Below are 17,413 nucleotides of genomic sequence, written 5' to 3'. Positions count from 1 at the left end.
TGCGCTGTCAGGCCCATTTCGCACGTTTTTACTCCACTTTTGACGCTTGCTGCTGCCCCTGCCCTCAAATATTATCCCCCCGTAGAGCCGCCGATTTCTTTATGTTAGCTTGATCAAAAATTGATCAATGGAAGCCCACCATGTCGCTGAAAGCCATCGCCTCCGTCCTCGGACTTTCCGTTACCACCGTGAGTCGTGCACTGAATGGCTATGATGATGTGGCTGAAGACACGCGCAAACGTATTGAAGAAGAAGCCAGCCGACGCGGCTATCGCCCCAATGCCGCGGCTCGCCAACTGAAGACCGGCCGTACCAACACCGTCGGGCTGGTGATACCCGATAGCGTATTGCCGCTAAGTGATAGCCATTTCACCGGCATGCTGCAAACCATTGATCAACGCCTGGCCCGTGAAGGCATTGATCTGCTGATGCTGGCCGATAAACCCCAGGACCAGCAGCGCACGCTGCGTATGCTGCGCAGCCGCGCCATGGATGCGCTGATTGTCACCCATACCACCCCCGACGACATCCGCCTGCAACGTCTGCAACAGAAAGGTTTCCGCTTCCTGTCGCTGGGACGTAGCCAGCTGGCGCAGCCCTATGCCTGGTTTGACTACGATAATCACGCCGGGGTAAAGCTGGCGACAGAACACTTTCTGGCAAAGGGGCTGACCCGGCTGGGGTGGATTGGCAGCAACGAACCCAGCTCTTTTGTGCGTGACCGCCGCCAGGGGTTCCTCGATGCCATCGCATCGCACCAGCCGCCGGTTCCTGTGCCGAAGCTTGCTACCGTAGCTCCCTCACGTCGTGCGGGTTATCAGCAAACCTCGGCCTGGCTGGCGAGCGACTCTCAACCGCAGGCGATCATTACCGATTGCAGCCCGCTGGGAGAAGGTGCCGCCATAGCATTGCAACAGGCCGGGCGGCTCAGCGGGCCACAGGCCATTCCGTTGTTTGTTTATGACGGGCTGCCGCATGATTCGATTATCGATCACCCGGTCAATGCCATCCTGCAATGCTCACAGCAACATGTTGGCGAAAAGATTGCCGAGATGGTGCTGCAATTGCTGGACGGCACCCCCCCTGAACAGGTGCAGGCCCTGTGGCAACCGCGTCTGCTCCTCACTTCTGACTAGCCGGTTGTTGCGCAGCGGTGTTCCTGTGGTAGTCTTCGCCTGTTTCTTTTGATTCAGGTATATGCAATGAAGACGAGGCCGCCACGCGCGACTATCAGTGATGTTGCCCGCACGGCAAAGACCGGGAAAACCAGCGTTTCCCGCTATCTGAATGGCGAGCAGAATCTGCTGTCGCCCGACCTGAAAGCGCGTATTGAACAGGCCATTGCTGAACTCGATTATCGGCCCAGCCAGATGGCGCGCGGACTGAAACGTGGACGAACCCGCCTGATTGGCCTGATCATTGCGGACATCACCAATCCCTACTCCGTTGATGTGCTGAGCGGTATTGAAGCCGCCTGCCGTAGCCACGGTTTTACCCTGCTGATGTGTAACACCAACAATGAAGTGGATCTGGAGCAGCATTACCTGCAACTGCTGAGCAGCTATCAGGTGGAAGGCATTGTGGTGAATGCGGTCGGCATGCGTGAAGACGTGCTGCGCCAGCTGCAACAGTCAATGCTACCGATGGTACTGATTGACCGCAAAATCCCTGATTTCGCCTGTGATGTGGTCGGGCTGAATAACCCGGAAGCAGCGCAACAAGCCACTCAACACCTGCTGGATAACGGTTATGAAGCGCTGCTGTTCCTCAGCGAGCCACTGGGTAGCGTCAACACTCGTCGCGAGCGCCTGGCGGCGTTCTTCAGCACCGCACAATCGCAACCTGCGGTGCAGGCTGAAAACACCGAAGTTGCCCTGCATCAGCCCGCCCTGATGGATGCGGCACTGCGCGATTTCCGCCAGCGTCATGCCGGAAAACGCTGTGCCATCGTCGCCGCCAACGGTGCACTGACGTTGCAGGTGGCACGCGCAATGCAACGTCTTAACCTCAACTGGGGCGAATCCATCGGCCTGCTCGGCTTCGATGAGCTGGAATGGGCTGCGCTGGCCGGGCCTGGCATCACCACCCTGAAACAACCTACCTGGCAGATCGGCTATGCCGCGCTGGAAAAGGTTATCGCGCGTATTGAAGGCGACGATCAACCGATTTCCGAGCAGGTATTTTCCGGCGAACTGATTGTGCGCGGCTCCAGCCAACGGCTGCGTTAATTTATTCGTTAAAACCCGCGCGATAAATCACGCCGCTACAGCCCCCACGGCCCACTTCGTGAGCAGGATCATACTTCCGCAATCTGTCGCTTTTCTTTGGAACCGGTTCCATCTAACGTTTTTATAACGTTTGGCATGCTGTTCACGCCCGGAGAGATGAGATGAAACCAGAAATTATCGTTGTTACAGCCGCTTACGGCACCACCAAAGTAGCAGAACTGGGCGGTCAGGCTGCGCTGCTGCCGCTGATTAAGCAGGCAGGGGCGGATGGTGTGGAAATCCGCCGCGAATTATTCGGTGCTGATGAGATTAGCCAGCTGCCCGCGCTGGGTGAGGCGATTGCCCAGCAAGGTCTGAGCGTGTGCTATTCCGCACCGGAAACGCTGTATCTGGCCGATGGCGCGCTGAATCCCCATCTGGCACAACTGCTGCGCGAAGCCGGGCAGCTCGAGGCACAGCGCCTGAAACTGTCGCTCGGCCATTATGTCGAGCCACACTTCGACGCCTTACTTGCGGAACTGAACGCATCCCCGATCAAACTGGTGGTGGAAAACGATCAAACCGCCGATTGCAAACTGGCCCCGATGCAGCGCTTTTTCCATCACGCCTTTGACGCTGCGCTGCCGCTGCACATGACCTTTGATATGGCGAACTGGCACTGGACCGGCGAAGACGCCATGCAGGCGGCACAGCAGCTGAGCCGCTATGTCGGCTACGTGCATGTCAAAACTGCCGTACCGCATCACAACAGCTTCCGCGCCATCGCGCTGGATGACAGCCCCGAAGACTGGCGCGCCCTGTTACAGGCGCTGCCCGGTGATGTACCTCGCGGCATCGAATTCCCGCTGGAAGGCGACGATTTAGTGGCGGTAACGCGTCACTACGTTGACCTGCTGCGCGCCTGCTAAGGAGCTGACAATGATGACCCCGACGCAACTGGATGTGGTGACCATTGGTGAAGCGATGGCGATGTTTATCGCGGAGCAAACGGGCGATCTGGCCGCTGCCGAACGTTTTACCAAACGCATCGCCGGTGCCGAACTTAACGTGGCAATTGGTCTGGCGCGCCTGGGATTGCAGGTGGGTTGGGTAAGCCGGGTGGGTGACGACAGCTTTGGTCGCTTTACCCTGCAACAGCTGGCAAAAGAGGCGGTTGATCATCGCTGCGTCACCGTTGATACGCGTTATCGCACCGGTTTTCAGCTCAAATCCCGCGTCGATGATGGCTCCGACCCTGAAGTGGAGTACTTCCGTGCCGGTTCCGCCGCCAGCCATCTGTCGCCGGATGATTTCAATGCCAGCTATTTCGGCCATGCGCGCCATCTGCATCTGAGTGGCGTGGCGGCAGCGATTTCCGAGACCTCGCTGGCGCTCTGCAAACATGCCGCCAAAGAGATGCGCGCGCAGGGCAAAACCATCTCCTTCGATCCCAACCTGCGGCCGGTGCTGTGGCGCAGTGAAGATGAGATGCGTAAACAGCTGAACCTGCTGGCGGAGTACGCCGACTGGGTGCTGCCGGGTGAGCGCGAGGGATTGATTCTCACCGGCTATCGCCAGCCGGAAGCCATCGCTGATTTCTACCTGGATAAAGGCGTCAGAGCAGTGGTGATCAAAACCGGCAGCGACGGTGCCTGGTTCAAAACTGCCGACGGTGACAAAGGCCTGGTGGCCCCGATTCGCGTTGACAAGGTGGTCGATACCGTCGGTGCCGGTGATGGCTTTGCCGTCGGCCTGATCAGCGCCCTGCTGGAGGGCAAAACGCTGCCGCAGGCGATCCTGCGCGGCAACAGAATCGGCTCGCTGGCTATTCAGGTCGCGGGCGACAGCGAAGGGCTGCCGACACGCGCCACCCTCGGTGATTACTGATACCTGCACAAACACATGTCGCGGCGCGATAAATCGTGCCGCGACGAACAGAGGATAAACGTATGAAAACGCAGACAATCGCGCCAAAACGCTGGTGGTTTATCATGCCCATCGTGTTTATCACCTACAGTCTGGCGTATCTCGATCGCGCGAACTTTAGCTTCGCCTCGGCCGCAGGCATTAACGACGACCTCGGCATCACCAAAGGCATGTCATCGCTGCTCGGCGCGTTGTTCTTCCTTGGCTACTTCTTTTTCCAGATCCCTGGGGCAGTGTATGCCGAACGCCGCAGCGTGAAAAAACTGATTTTCTGCTGCCTGGTGCTGTGGGGGCTGTGTGCCTCGCTGACCGGGGTAGTGAGCAATATTCCGATGCTGGCGGCCATCCGTTTTGTGCTCGGCGTGGTGGAAGCGGCGGTGATGCCCGCGATGCTGATTTACATCAGCAACTGGTTCACCAAATCCGAACGTTCACGCGCCAACACCTTTTTGATCCTTGGTAACCCGGTGACAGTGCTGTGGATGTCGGTGGTGTCGGGCTATCTGATCGATTCCTTTGGCTGGCGTGAGATGTTTATCTTCGAAGGGATTCCAGCGGTGATCTGGGCCGTCGCCTGGTGGTTCCTGGTGCAGGACAAACCGGCACAGGCGAAATGGATGAGCGACAGCGAAAAAGCCGCGTTGCAGGCGCAGTTGCAGAAAGAGCAGGAAGGCATCAAAGCGGTGCGTAATTACGGCGAAGCCTTCCGTAACCGTAATGTTGTGCTGTTATGCCTGCAATATTTTGCCTGGAGCATCGGCGTATATGGCTTCGTGCTGTGGCTGCCCTCCATCCTGCGCAACGGTACGCAGATGGGGATGGTGGAAGCGGGCTGGTTGTCGGCGGTGCCTTATCTGGTCGCCACCATCGCGATGATCGTGGTGTCGTGGGCCTCGGATAAAATGCAGAACCGTAAACTGTTTGTCTGGCCGCTGCTGCTGATTGGCGCGCTGGCCTTCCTCGGTTCGTATCTGGTGGGTTCCAGCCATTTCTGGCTGTCGTATGCGTTGCTGGTGATCGCCGGTGGTGCGATGTATGCCCCTTACGGTCCGTTCTTCGCCATCATCCCGGAAATGCTGCCGCGTAATGTGGCAGGCGGCGCAATGGCTCTGATTAATAGCATGGGCGCACTCGGTTCATTCGTCGGCTCATGGATTGTGGGTTATCTTAATGGCGCAACCGGCAACCCCTCGGCCTCTTACATTTTTATGGGGGCAGCCCTGCTGGCGTCAGTCTGGCTGACGCTGGTCGTCAAGCCCGCTGAAAACAAAACGCCGCCGTTGCACGGGGCAAAACACGCCTGAAAGCGTAAGCTGAAATGACTTTTCCGGGCGACGCTGGTCGCCCGTCACTCGTTCTACAGGGAGCAAAAGATGAAACCTGCTGTGATTGTTTATAAGGGTCAGAAAAGCCTGCCGGAAGAACTGTACGCGAAACTCGACGCGCACTTCACTGTCACCGAAGTCAACGACATTTCCCCAGAAACCGTCAATCAATACGCAGCCCAGTTTCAACAGGCTCAGGGCTTACTGGGTTCAGGCGGTAAAGTGAATGCGGACCTTCTGGCAAAAATGCCTGCCTTGCGCGCCTGTTCAACCATCTCTGTCGGCTATGACAACTTTGATGTCGCGGCGTTAAACCAGCGTGGTGTGGTATTGATGCACACACCCACGGTGCTGACCGAAACCGTGGCCGACACCATGATGGCACTGGTGCTGAGCAGCGCCCGCCGCGTAACGGAACTGGATGCCTGGGTGAAAGCCGGTCAGTGGCAGAAAAGCATTGGCCCGGAGAAATACGGCATCGATGTGCATCACAAAACCCTCGGTATCCTCGGCATGGGCCGCATCGGTCTGGCGCTGGCGCAGCGCGCGCATTTCGGCTTCGGTATGAAGATTCTGTACAACGCACGTCGTCAGCATAGCGAAGCGGAAACCCGTTTTGGCGCTCGCGCCTGCGACCTGGATACGCTGCTGAAGGAAAGCGATTTTGTCTGCATCAGCCTGCCGCTGACTGAACAGACACATCATATGATCAGCACCGCACAGCTGAAAATGATGAAGCCGAGCGCCATTCTGATCAACGCTGGACGCGGTCCGGTGGTCGATGAGCAAGCGCTGATCACGGCATTACAGGACGGCACCATTCACGCCGCGGGTCTGGACGTGTTCGAGCAGGAGCCTGTCCCTGCCGATTCCGCACTGCTGAAGCTGCCGAATGTGGTGACGCTGCCACACATCGGTTCCGCCACCCATGAAACCCGCTACGGCATGCTGAGCGATGCAGTGGATAACCTGATCGCCGCGCTGACCGGCAAAATCGAGAAGAATTGTGTCAATCCTGAGGTTGTGAAATAAGGCTTTGCACCTTTTCCCCGCCTGACCATTGCGCCTGCCTGTTGCGGGCGCTATGGTTGTCCCCAATCAGTCATTACAAAGTTTTAACCTGCTATGTCTTTTTCACAGTTCGGCGATAAATTTACGCAACATTCCGGTATCTCACGTCTGATGGAAGATATGGGTGAAGGGTTGCGAACCCCCGGCACCATCATGCTTGGCGGCGGAAATCCGGCGCAAATCCCGGCCATTAACGACTATTTCCACCAGCTTTTGCAGCAGATGCATCAGGAAGGCAAGCTGAGCGAGGCGCTGTGCAATTACGACGGCCCGCGCGGCAAAGCGTTGCTGCTCGATGCGCTGGCAGCCATGCTGCGCGAGGCGTTCGGCTGGCCATTAACGGCGCAGAATATCGCGCTCACCAACGGCAGCCAGAGCGCGTTTTTCTATCTGTTTAACCTGTTCGCCGGACACCGCGCCGACGGCAGCAAAAAACGCGTACTGTTCCCGCTGGCCCCGGAATACCTCGGTTACGCTGATGCCGGGCTGGAAGAAGGCTTGTTTGTTTCCGCGAAACCGAACATCGAACTGCTGCCGGAAGGCCAGTTTAAATACCACGTCGATTTTGACCATTTGCCGCTGAATGACGAGGTTGGTCTGATCTGCGTATCACGCCCGACCAATCCCACCGGCAACGTGATCACCGATGATGAACTGTTACAGCTGGATGCCCTGGCACAGCAGCACCAGGTGCCGCTGCTGATTGATAACGCCTACGGTGTGCCCTTCCCCGGCATTATCTTTAGCGAAGCACGCCCGCTGTGGAATCCCAACATCATCCTGTGCATGAGCCTGTCTAAACTTGGCCTGCCCGGTGCGCGTTGCGGCATTATCGTTGCCGATGAAAAGACCATCAGCGCCATTGGCAACATGAACGGTATTATCAGCCTGGCACCTGGCAGCATCGGCCCGGCGATCGCCAACGAGATGATTGTGCGCGGGGATTTATTGCGTCTGTCGGAAGAGGTGATCAAACCGTTTTATCAGCACAAAGTTAGCGAAACGATCGCCATCATTCGCCGCTATTTACCGGAAGATCGCTGCCTGATTCATAAACCGGAAGGGGCGATTTTCCTCTGGTTGTGGTTCCGCGATTTGCCGATTTCCACCGAAGCCCTGTATCAGCGCCTGAAAGCGCGCGGCGTGCTGATGGTACCTGGCCACTTCTTCTTCCCCGGCCTGGAGCAGGAATGGCCGCATACCCACCAATGTATGCGCATGAATTATGTACCGGACGCGGAGAATATTGAACGCGCGGTGCAGATTCTGGCGGAAGAACTCGAAGACGCCTGGCGCGCTTAATCCTGCTTTGCTTCGACCAATGACAGCTGGCACCACTGTGCCAGCTGGCGAATTGCCTGCTCCACTTCCGCATTCCAGCCAAACCCGGCGTTGAGCCGAAAACAGTGGTCGTAGCGGTGATCGGTGGCGAATATATGCCCCGGCGCGATGCCAATCCCGGCATTGCGCGCCTTGAGAAACAGCGCACGCACGTTCAGCGCCTGCACCGGCATCTCAACCCACAACACATAGCCCCCTTCCGGATCAGACACCCGCGTGCCCGCAGGAAAATAGCGCAGCACCGCCTGGCGCATCTGGCGGATTTGGTTCGCCAGCTCACGGCGCAGCTTACGCAGATGGGCATCGTAACCGCCGTTGCGCAGCAGTTCGGCAATTGCCGCCTGCGACAGCACCGAAGTGCCCATGGTTGAGGTGTATTTTAACGAGGCGATTTTGCGCATGTAGTTGGCGCTGTGCACCCAGCCAATGCGGATGCCGGGTGCCACGGTTTTTGAGAAGCCGCTGCACAAAATAACGTTCGGGCTGAAGGCGCGCATCGGGAACGGACGGCGCTCACCAAACGCGGTGTCACCGAAGATATCATCCTCAATAATCACCACATCGTTTTCATCCGCCTGACGCGCAATATAGGCCTTCTGTTCGTTGGGAATACTTTTGCCCAGCGGGTTGTTGATGTTGTTAATACTGAGGTACGCCTGCACCGCTTTGCGCTGGAACAGCGACGTCAGTTTTTCCACGTTGACGTAGCCTTCCGCGCCCGCTTCTACTTCAATCACCCGCAGATTAAGGTTGTGCAACATTTGCAGTAGCACGAAGTAGCACGGCGATTCCACCGCCACGATATCGCCGGGCCGAGTGGTGGCGCGCAGCGACAGCGAGATGGCCTCGATGCAACCATTGGTGATCAGGATGTCATCGGCGTTGATGTTGCAGCCATAATCCACCGCGCGGCGGGCAATCTCCGCTTTCAGCGGCGCATAGCCGGTGCCCTTGACGGTGTTGCCCAGCAGCGCCGGTTTGCTGTAGCCCATCTGGCGCATCAGCAAGCCAATTTTCTTTACCGGATACAGCGAGATATCGCCGTTTGCCAGGTCCAGTCGTACCCGGCAATCCGAGCCGACCATCGCCAGATGCAGCTCAGTCTGCTCATCCAGCGGGGCGATTTCGCGCGGCTGCTCATGGCTCACCACCGGCAATTTTTTGTCCGCTTTACGCGGCGCAACAAAAAAGCCGGACTTAGGACGCGCCACCGCATAATGCTCATCCTCAAGGGTGCGTAATGTTTTTAACGCGGTGGTCATGCTGACATGGTACTGCGTCGCCAGGGTGCGTACCGAAGGCAGACGGCTGTCTGGCGGCAGCGATCCGCTGTGAATCGCCTGCTTGATCTGTTCTGCTATCTGACGGTAACGACTGCTCTGACTCTCCTGTTCTTCCGTTTCACCCGCCATCTGTTCCACCCCATATCGTGCTGATCTGTGCGTATCCATCAGATTACATTCAAAGTAGTTTAGGCTGCATCTCTTAAATAACGATGCGCAGCGGTGGCAAGCCAACAGCCACACAGCATAAGACCGAGACATTCATTCCGTAACACCTTCGTGGCCCGTGAGCAAGGTTGTCGACTTCAAGGCGACTGCGATTTTATTAGCCAAAGGAAAAAGTGAAAAATGAATAATCTGTCCACCATGATGAGAGAAATTGAAGGATACCTGTCCAACGCCATTCTCGAATCAGCCCAGGCCTGTTCCCGCCGTTTGCTCGCCGCTTTACCCGATACGCATCATCCCGAAAACAACCGTGTGCTACTCGCCTATGGCGGTGGCAAAGACAGCAGCTACATGGTGGCGTATGTGCGCTACATCCAGGGGCTGATCTGGCAACAGCGCGGCAGCACCTTCCAGCTGCGCATCAGTACCAACCGCCATGCGGCGATGAACGACAGCGTGATGGAGAACATCGATCGCGTCTATCGCGCGCTGCATATCCACAACGATGACTTTACCGAATGTCTGGTGACCGACGGATTACAGATTCGTCCTTTTGCCCGTCATTTGCCGATGCCGGAAGCGGTGCGCCAGCAAAATCGCAGCGATGTGCTGATGAATGGCCACCGCTTCCGCGCCGATGCGCGTTCCACCTTCTGTAACGCCTGCAACCTCAGCATGGTGAACTCCTTTGGTCTTGCTGCGCACTACGATGGCGGGGTGGATATGATCATCACCGGCGATTCCCCGCAGGAACAAACCGCTTACCTCGCGTGGGCGCGCCATCTGTCACGACTGTTTAATGCGCCAGTGGCGGATAAATCACGCGGCTTTAGCGGCTTTCTGCAAACCCTTGATGGCGTCGCTGAACGTTATTTTACTGATATCTACGGTGCCGATCAGGTCACACCGGCGCATCGCATCACCTGGCAGCTGGCCCGCGACCCGCTGTTCTTCAATATCTATCAGGACACCGCCTATGAAGCCGGTGCGCACTGGGCGCTGCTGACGGAGTTTATGCATTTCCGCTTCGATGAACTGATGTTCAGCTTTTCCGAATCGGACTGCGGCAATCCCACCTTAATGGCACATATTCGCGGCCTGCGCGCGGAAACGCTGTTGCAGCGTAGCTACGCCGAAGGCATTCGCGAATATGTGCGCTTTGCACTGGGGTTGATGCAGCAAAAGGATTTCCCACCCCAGCTGATTGAGGAGATGGCAGCGCGTTATCAGGATGATGAGGCCATCGCCCGGGCGCGTCAGCGCGCTGCGCAGTTCGCGGAACAGGCCTTTGGCCTCAATGAAACCCAGCTGGTGTGCATGATTTATTCCCCATTTATCGCCAGCGGCAGGCAGCTGGCGGCCTGGTTACACCAACTGCCGCATCCGCCGCAGGAGCAGGCCGTGCGGGCGCTGCTGGCGGGTGACAGCAACGATATCCAGCTGGCACAACAGCTGGAACAACTGTCCGGCCTGACCATCACCCAGATGCGCCATTGCTGGCGCAGCGCGCAGGTGAGTTCGCTGCTGGATAACCAGCAGCACGATGCCCTGTCGCGCGTGTTGCGCTTCGATCCCCACAAAGCGGTGATTCAGGTGAACAATGGTGTCCTGCAGGACATCGTCACAGAAGTGATTTCCGGGCGCTGACCCGGTAAGGCTAAGCGATGAGAAAAATATTCCTGCAGATTGGCGCGACCCGTGACGGGCAAAACCCGTACTGCGCCGTGGCGAAACGCGAAGGCTATTTTACCGTGCTGGCGGAGATGGGCGATTTTGTCGATTACCAGTCGCTCAGCTTTACGCTGCCGTTCGATCTGATCGTGCGGCTTGACCGGCCAGAAAATCCCTGGGATGTGTTGCAGGCCTGCCTGCGTGCCGGGCTGCTGGAGCATCCCCAGGTGGTGCTGGCGGGATTTGAAGCCTACAACGTCTCCGCCGGACGGGTACGCGAGATGCTGGCTGGCCCGGATGCCGGTCCCGGTTTTATTCCCCCGGATAAATATGCGCAACGCATGGCGCTGCGCAAAGCCTGGCCGCGTTTCCCGCAGCCGGAATTCCGCTTCTTTGCTTCTCCCCTCAGTATCCGCGATGCGCGTGAGGCGCTGCTTTATCCGTGCGTGATCAAGCCGGTTGATGGCGGTGGCGGCCTCGGTATCTGGCTGGTGGAACAGGCCAGCCAGCTCGACACCGTGATCAATAAACTGGTCGATACCATGAATTACGGCGGGCGCGGTTTCTCCGGCTTTATCGTCGAAAGCTGGCTGTGCGGCGATGAATATTCGCTCCAGGGGGTGGTGGATAACGGTCACGCGGTGGCGCTGACCTGCTGCCAGAAGGTGATCGAACATCACAGCGATCAGGACGGCAGCATCAGCTTTTACGAATCCGGGCATGTAGCGATGACGGCACAGCAGTTGCCAGCTTCCTTCACCAGCCTGATGAGTTTCTGCTGCGAAACCTTTGGCTACCGTCAGGGGGCCTTTCATATCGATTTCATTGTGGTCAATGGCGAGCCGCATTTTCTCGAAATGGGTTTCCGTCTGTCGGGGATGGGTGTGGTGAATCTGGTCGAGGAAGTAACCGGCATTAACTGGGCCGAGATTGCCTTTCACATCGAAGCGGGACGTGGCATGCCTGAGCTGCATTTCTGCCAGGCCGCTCAGGTGGTGGGACGCTTACGTTTACGCCAGCCACTGCAATATCGTCAGGCGGAACAGTGGATCGCCCAACAGCAACGCGGCCAGCTATTGCCACCGCTCAATCTGCCTGCGCTTGACGTCTCGCCGCGCTCTTCACTGTACGCCGATTTAACCCGCCATGCGGGCATCCTCGCCACCTTTCGTCTGCCGGGCAACAGCCGCGACGACGTGCTGGCGACCTTCCATCAGATTCTCGATGTCACGTCCTTTGCCACCCGGGGGGATTTACTATGTGCAGAATGATTCTGGCGCACGGACAGTTTGATGCCGCAGCGGTACTGGAGGCGGCGCGCGCGATGAGCTGTGGAGAAACCGCCACCCATGATGGCCCGATCAAACAACATCCGAACGGCTGGGGCTTGCTGTGGCGGGAACAGGGGCATATTCGCACGCTACACGGCACCGGCACTTTTGCCGATGCGTTGCCGGGTATTGATGTGGATCGTCTGCGTGGCCGCTTTCTCGCGGTACATGTGCGTCATGCCACGCTGAGCAAAAATCAGGGCATCGAATTTTCCCATCCGCTATGGCGTACCAGCGGCCAGACGCAGTGGCACATGATGCACAACGGCTTTCTGCCGACAGTGTATCAGCAGCTCGGCATGACAGAGTCACGCTTTGACTCGGCGGAATACCTGGAATATATGGTTGATCGCGCCACACCTGCCGATTTCACCCGCGATTATCTGCGCAACAAGATGGCGCAGGTGGCCCCGGGCGGCAGCGCGGCCAATGCCATTTTTGTCACCCGCGAGAAAGCCTGGGCGTGGCAATGGCATCCCGATGACACCCCCTACCCGGATTACTTCACCCTGCACCACTGTCAGCATAACAACAGCACGTTTATCTCTTCTGAACCCATTGCAGCACTGGGCGCGGCGTCCACCTGGCGTCGTATGAGCAACCATGAACTTCATGAAATTCCTTTGTCGGAGTGAACAAGCATGGCCATTTTCAATCAGATACGCGTTATTAGCCCCAAAATGTTTGTGGAAAGTACCTGGCTGGATGACATTGTTACTGCGCGCGTACCGCTGCTGGTGCTGCGTAATTTCCTGACCCCGGAAGTGCGTGAAGCGGCGGTGGATGACCTGCAACTTTGCCGCGAAAAGGTGCGGGTATCCCACTACCCCAACGGTGCACTGACCACTCTTGGCCCCTATCTGGCGAAGCATACCGCTGCGCCGGAAAACTATTTCACCGAACTGCGTGATATCCAGCCCGCGTTACCGCCGTCGCTGCACTGCCTGCGTGACCAGGTTTACAACTGGGTGAAACACGCATTGCGGCTGGAAAGCCTGCAAACCGCCACCGATCCACAACACGGCGATTACGCAGGGTCGATTGTGCGCTTCCATGCCAATGGCGTCGCGAATCCGCTGCATAACGACAACATCGTACGCGATGCGGCGGGCAGCGGCCTGGCCGTGACCGATATTTTGCATCAACTGAGTTGCGTGGTGTGCCTCCAGGAATGCAACGCCGGGGGTGAATTACGCATCTTTAATAAGAAATGGCAGCCGGTGGACGAGCGCTTTAAAACGCCCGGCGAACTCGGTTACCAGAGTGGCGTGGTTGAGCATTGCGAAACCTGCGAATTTTCGCCGCGCAGTGGCGATATCTATCTGTTTAATCCTGCTTTTTATCATGAAATTGATCGGGTGGAAGGCGATACGCGCATCACCATGGGCTTCTTCTTTGGTCTCACCGACAAAAAGATGAAGCACGCGATTGCCTGGAGTTAACCCGAGGCCCGTCATACGAGGAGAAAAGATGACAACCTTTGAGAAAGTGATCACCCAACTGGAGCAGCATCAGGCGGATTATCGTGTGATTGAGCATGAGGCCATCGGTCAGACCGATGTCATCAGCGCCATCCGGGGTAACGAGTTGAATCAGGCCGCAAAGGCGATGGTACTGGAAGTGACGATGCCGGAGGGCGCGGAGGCCCGTTATCTGCTGGCGATTGTGCCGGGTGATTGCAAAATTAACTTCAAAAGCGCCGCCCGTGCCATCGGCGGCAAGAAATCGAGCTTTGCCACCGCGGAAAAAGCCCAGGAGCTGACACAGTGCGTGATGGGCGCGGTGCCGCCCTTTAGTTTTGATGACCGGCTGGCGCTGCGTGTGGATTCACGCCTGCGTGATGTCGGTACGCTGTGGTTTAACGCCGGGTTGCTGGAACGTTCAGTGGCGCTGGATGTGAATGATTATTTTCGTGTTATCGGCGATGACTGCTGCGCAGAGATCGCCACTCCCGTGACGGCCACCGCCTGAACGCGGCAGAAGGAATTGTTATGTCAGTCAAAGATCTATTATTAGCCCTTTGCGTGGTACTCGCCTGGGGCATCAATTTTGTGGTGATTAAGCTGGGGCTGCATGGCATGCCCCCCTTTTTGCTGGCGGGACTGCGTTTTACTCTGGTGGCATTCCCGGCGATCTTTTTCGTTAAACGCCCGGCCATTCCGCTACGCTGGCTGGTGGTGTATGGCATGACCATCAGTTTTGGTCAGTTCGCCTTTCTGTTCCTCGCCATCAAGCTAGGGATGCCCGCCGGACTGGCCTCGCTGGTGGTGCAGGCGCAGGCCTTTTTCACCCTGATACTCGGCGCATTGCTGCTGGCGGAGAAACTGCGCTGGAACCATATCGTCGGCATTCTGGTGGCGACCCTTGGCATGTTCACCCTGGCGACGGCGGGGATGGAGGGGCAAACCACCGCAGGCATTACACTCACCACCATGATGCTGACGCTGGCGGCGGCGCTGTCGTGGGGATTGGGCAATATCACCAACAAGATTATTCTGCGTAACCGCAAAGTGCCGGTGATCTCGCTGGTGGTGTGGAGTGCGCTGGTGCCGATGGTGCCGTTCTTTGCCTGTTCATGGTGGTTTGAAGGGCAAGAGACGATTGTCAGCAGCCTGATGAATATCTCGCTGCAAACTGTGCTGGCGCTGATCTACCTCGCCTTTATCGCCACCATTATCGGCTACGCCATCTGGGGCAATTTGCTGAGTCGCTACGAAACCTGGCGCGTGGCCCCGCTGTCGCTGCTGGTACCGGTGGTGGGAATTCTCAGTGCCGCGTTGATTCTGGGGGAAACCCTGTCGGCGCAGCAAATGCTGGGGGCATCGGTGATTATTCTCGGTCTGCTGATCAATGTGTTTGGTGGGATGGTGAGCCAGCGATTTCTGGTGAGGACCTGACGCATCGCAGGGGTGTCGGGGTATGTAACCCCGCCACTCCAAATCACATTCCCCGTCCCCACCGTCGTCTTTCCTGTCGCTCTCAGCAGGTCACTGCGCCTTGTCAAAAAAATTAAATAACCTTTTAAAACATATAATTAAACATAAAGGTACAAATTGTACTTTCACAATATCACTTTTAGTGCCATTATACTGAAAACTGACGAGGTGAAACCGTGAAAATATCATGTCATCTGCAAAAGAGAATGTCGGAAAGAAATATATCTCTAGGAGTGATTAATTTAGTAATGTCACTTGGCTCCTTTAGCGATAACAGCGAAAGATTGATATTAGATGAGAAGACATTGGCGTTAGCCATTCAATGCACCGATTCACTGAAAAAACAGCTAGTGTCTTTACAGCAAAAAAAAGGGGCAAGCGTCGCATTAACCGACGATCTGCTTATGACTTCATTTTTTCATTATGGTAAAAAAAATGCTAAAAATAAACAAAGACAAAATATTAAGCAATTCAGCTGACAGTACCATTGTATTGCCGGTACCTCCACAAAAAATTAATTTAAAAATACATCGGGCAGACCTTAAATTCATCGATGAATTGGCAATTAAAATTGATACAACAAGGTCGGCCATTCTCAACAATATCATCAGAAAGATTTTAATTGAAAAACTGAAATCAGAAGTAACCGAATTTGATAGCCAGGTGTTATTAGCGATTGAAGCTGATAAATTATCCTCGCAAAATATCATTGATGGCTGTAATGACCTGGAGGAAAGCTGGATATTTGAAGTTGCCAGGGCGGAAATCAAGCATGAAATTCTTTATAAGTATAATAACTTCAAATTATCAGAGCAGGATCAATATACTGACATTCTCAGCAAAGAAGAGATCGCGTTAGAAAAACACTCTGATGAACATAATCTTTGTAAAAAACTTATTGAGCAGAAACTGGTGAATAAAAATGATTAAGAATCAAATCGAAAAAATGAAGAGCAACACAATTAAAGATTCTCGCGATCTTTACGAGACCGTATCAATTAAGATACCCGCTAAAAGTTATGCCATGCTCGAGTTATTAAGTCGGTTGAGTTCCGAACCTAAAACCTCATTACTTACCAAAGATATCTCTGAAACCTTATACCGGATTGTCGCTACGGAGAGTGAGGAAACTGATTTAATTGAGGAGATTATCAATAAAATCGATCCTCAATACTACCAGGAATCCTTCGTTGACCAGCTAATTAATAATAACATTATTCACTCCACTCCAGAGAAATAATTATCGACAGGGAATTAAAATGCCTCTTGTATACATCACAAAATATTCTTTAATTAAGATTGGTGGCATCCTTGATATACCCTATGAAAGATCTCTCTCTGCTAGTAAAGCGATTCATACAATAATAGCGTCACATACAAAAGAAAAAATATTCAGTTCACCTGAACTTAAGGTAATGACGATGACGCTTGCGGTGAACGACATCCTTAATACAGAAACTGCTGACAACATAAAAATAATGAATCAGAGAAAATCCGAGTTTCATTCACGTAAGCAAAGGGTGATTTTCTATCAGGATAGGCTAACTTATCATTATTATAAGGATTGTCCAAATCTGCTGTCAGACTATAAAAACTTCACCATCCCTGTTGAAATTCCTGAGCACAGAATAGAAGAGTATCGACAATATTTCATTAACAACATCGATACTTTTAACCGGAATGAAGAAGCTTACTATGCCCAGGCAAATGCATTCTTTCGGGTTCATATGAGTCCGATTAAAAAAAGCCACCACGCAAACAGTGGTAAGGAATCAGTTTCAAGCAATAATCTGCTGCAATCTTCAACAGATGAAGAGAACGGAAAATATATTGAAGAAGCGTTGTCTTTTTTTCAAACTTACAAAAAGACAATAAATAAATTTGGTTATGCTTCTCACCTCAAAGAAAAGCTGCTCCAGGAAAATAAAATGTCTATTGAGGATTATAAAATCATCACCGCATGGCATATTCTCAAGACGAATACCAAAAGCGAAATCATCAGCAAAATAATCAAAATAAATCAACACAGCGAACAATTATTTTCTGAGGAGGTGATGATAGCATTAGGGTTTCATGGTTGTGCGACGTGCAAGACGCTTAATGAAAAATCAATAAATAAAGCGCTGATTTAGTGGGAAAAGAACCGCAGTCCTT

At 54.7% G+C, this 17,413-nt stretch carries 18 protein-coding genes; 17 read left to right on the top strand and 1 reads right to left on the bottom strand.

Annotated elements, in window-relative coordinates:
- The first annotated feature begins 140 nt into the window (after nucleotides 1–140).
- From AC6I8X_RS00320 to AC6I8X_RS00290, 7 genes are all read left to right on the top strand, one after another.
- Nucleotides 141–1,136 carry a LacI family DNA-binding transcriptional regulator gene (locus AC6I8X_RS00320; RefSeq protein WP_497840366.1) on the top strand — a complete coding sequence of 332 codons (996 nt, stop codon included), beginning with the start codon at nucleotides 141–143 and terminating at the stop codon, nucleotides 1,134–1,136.
- A 66-nt stretch (nucleotides 1,137–1,202) separates the two neighbouring features.
- A complete protein-coding gene (locus tag AC6I8X_RS00315; protein WP_299455607.1) occupies nucleotides 1,203–2,228 on the top strand; it encodes a LacI family DNA-binding transcriptional regulator in 1,026 nt (341 codons plus the stop codon).
- Nucleotides 2,229–2,389: 161 nt separating this feature from the next.
- Complete coding sequence (locus AC6I8X_RS00310; protein WP_497840365.1) at nucleotides 2,390–3,136, top strand: sugar phosphate isomerase/epimerase family protein; 747 nt, start codon at nucleotides 2,390–2,392, stop codon at nucleotides 3,134–3,136.
- Between the two features lie 13 nt (nucleotides 3,137–3,149).
- Nucleotides 3,150–4,094 carry a sugar kinase gene (locus AC6I8X_RS00305; protein WP_313684044.1) on the top strand — a complete coding sequence of 315 codons (945 nt, stop codon included), beginning with the start codon at nucleotides 3,150–3,152 and terminating at the stop codon, nucleotides 4,092–4,094.
- A 62-nt stretch (nucleotides 4,095–4,156) separates the two neighbouring features.
- Nucleotides 4,157–5,437, top strand: coding sequence for an MFS transporter (locus AC6I8X_RS00300; protein WP_299455613.1), 1,281 nt, complete (start codon nucleotides 4,157–4,159; stop codon nucleotides 5,435–5,437).
- A gap of 69 nt (nucleotides 5,438–5,506) precedes the next feature.
- A complete protein-coding gene (gene ghrB, locus AC6I8X_RS00295) occupies nucleotides 5,507–6,490 on the top strand; it encodes a glyoxylate/hydroxypyruvate reductase GhrB (protein WP_313684016.1) in 984 nt (327 codons plus the stop codon).
- Between the two features lie 93 nt (nucleotides 6,491–6,583).
- The gene (locus AC6I8X_RS00290; protein ID WP_497840364.1) at nucleotides 6,584–7,831 is read left to right on the top strand and encodes a valine--pyruvate transaminase; all 1,248 of its coding nucleotides are present in this window, start codon (nucleotides 6,584–6,586) and stop codon (nucleotides 7,829–7,831) included.
- Here the strand turns inward: AC6I8X_RS00290 and AC6I8X_RS00285 are convergent.
- Entirely contained in the window at nucleotides 7,828–9,282 is a 1,455-nt protein-coding gene (locus AC6I8X_RS00285) for an aminotransferase-like domain-containing protein (RefSeq protein WP_497841057.1), read from the bottom strand. The genes AC6I8X_RS00290 and AC6I8X_RS00285 overlap by 4 nt on opposite strands.
- Nucleotides 9,283–9,501: 219 nt before the next feature.
- Here AC6I8X_RS00285 and AC6I8X_RS00280 point away from each other — a divergent pair, with 219 nt between their 5' ends.
- From AC6I8X_RS00280 to AC6I8X_RS00235, 10 genes are all read left to right on the top strand, one after another.
- A complete protein-coding gene (locus tag AC6I8X_RS00280; RefSeq protein ID WP_497840363.1) occupies nucleotides 9,502–10,968 on the top strand; it encodes a hypothetical protein in 1,467 nt (488 codons plus the stop codon).
- A gap of 17 nt (nucleotides 10,969–10,985) precedes the next feature.
- Nucleotides 10,986–12,263 (top strand): ATP-grasp domain-containing protein, encoded by a 1,278-nt coding sequence (locus tag AC6I8X_RS00275; protein WP_497840362.1) that lies wholly within the window; start codon nucleotides 10,986–10,988, stop codon nucleotides 12,261–12,263.
- The gene (locus AC6I8X_RS00270) at nucleotides 12,251–12,958 is read left to right on the top strand and encodes a class II glutamine amidotransferase (protein ID WP_313684024.1); all 708 of its coding nucleotides are present in this window, start codon (nucleotides 12,251–12,253) and stop codon (nucleotides 12,956–12,958) included. Before AC6I8X_RS00275 ends, AC6I8X_RS00270 begins: the two co-directional genes overlap by 13 nt.
- A gap of 6 nt (nucleotides 12,959–12,964) precedes the next feature.
- A complete protein-coding gene (locus AC6I8X_RS00265) occupies nucleotides 12,965–13,765 on the top strand; it encodes a 2OG-Fe(II)-dependent halogenase WelO5 family protein (RefSeq protein ID WP_313684026.1) in 801 nt (266 codons plus the stop codon).
- 28 nt (nucleotides 13,766–13,793) lie between these two features.
- Nucleotides 13,794–14,294: a YbaK/EbsC family protein gene (locus AC6I8X_RS00260; protein ID WP_313684028.1), complete on the top strand. Its 501-nt coding sequence runs from the start codon at nucleotides 13,794–13,796 to the stop codon at nucleotides 14,292–14,294.
- Between the two features lie 20 nt (nucleotides 14,295–14,314).
- The gene (locus AC6I8X_RS00255; RefSeq protein WP_497840361.1) at nucleotides 14,315–15,220 is read left to right on the top strand and encodes an EamA family transporter; all 906 of its coding nucleotides are present in this window, start codon (nucleotides 14,315–14,317) and stop codon (nucleotides 15,218–15,220) included.
- A 215-nt stretch (nucleotides 15,221–15,435) separates the two neighbouring features.
- Complete coding sequence (locus AC6I8X_RS00250; RefSeq protein ID WP_208717011.1) at nucleotides 15,436–15,738, top strand: hypothetical protein; 303 nt, start codon at nucleotides 15,436–15,438, stop codon at nucleotides 15,736–15,738.
- A complete protein-coding gene (locus AC6I8X_RS00245; RefSeq protein ID WP_497840360.1) occupies nucleotides 15,695–16,189 on the top strand; it encodes a hypothetical protein in 495 nt (164 codons plus the stop codon). The genes AC6I8X_RS00250 and AC6I8X_RS00245 overlap by 44 nt, the downstream gene beginning before the upstream one ends.
- Nucleotides 16,182–16,499: a hypothetical protein gene (locus tag AC6I8X_RS00240; protein ID WP_497840359.1), complete on the top strand. Its 318-nt coding sequence runs from the start codon at nucleotides 16,182–16,184 to the stop codon at nucleotides 16,497–16,499. The genes AC6I8X_RS00245 and AC6I8X_RS00240 overlap by 8 nt, the downstream gene beginning before the upstream one ends.
- 19 nt (nucleotides 16,500–16,518) lie before the next feature.
- Entirely contained in the window at nucleotides 16,519–17,391 is an 873-nt protein-coding gene (locus tag AC6I8X_RS00235; RefSeq protein ID WP_497840358.1) for a hypothetical protein, read from the top strand.
- The last annotated feature ends 22 nt before the right edge of the window (nucleotides 17,392–17,413 follow it).

The sequence above is a fragment of the Pantoea sp. X-Soil-TKNS-1280 genome, assembly GCF_059730475.1.
This window is presented reverse-complemented; position numbering and strand designations above follow the sequence as displayed.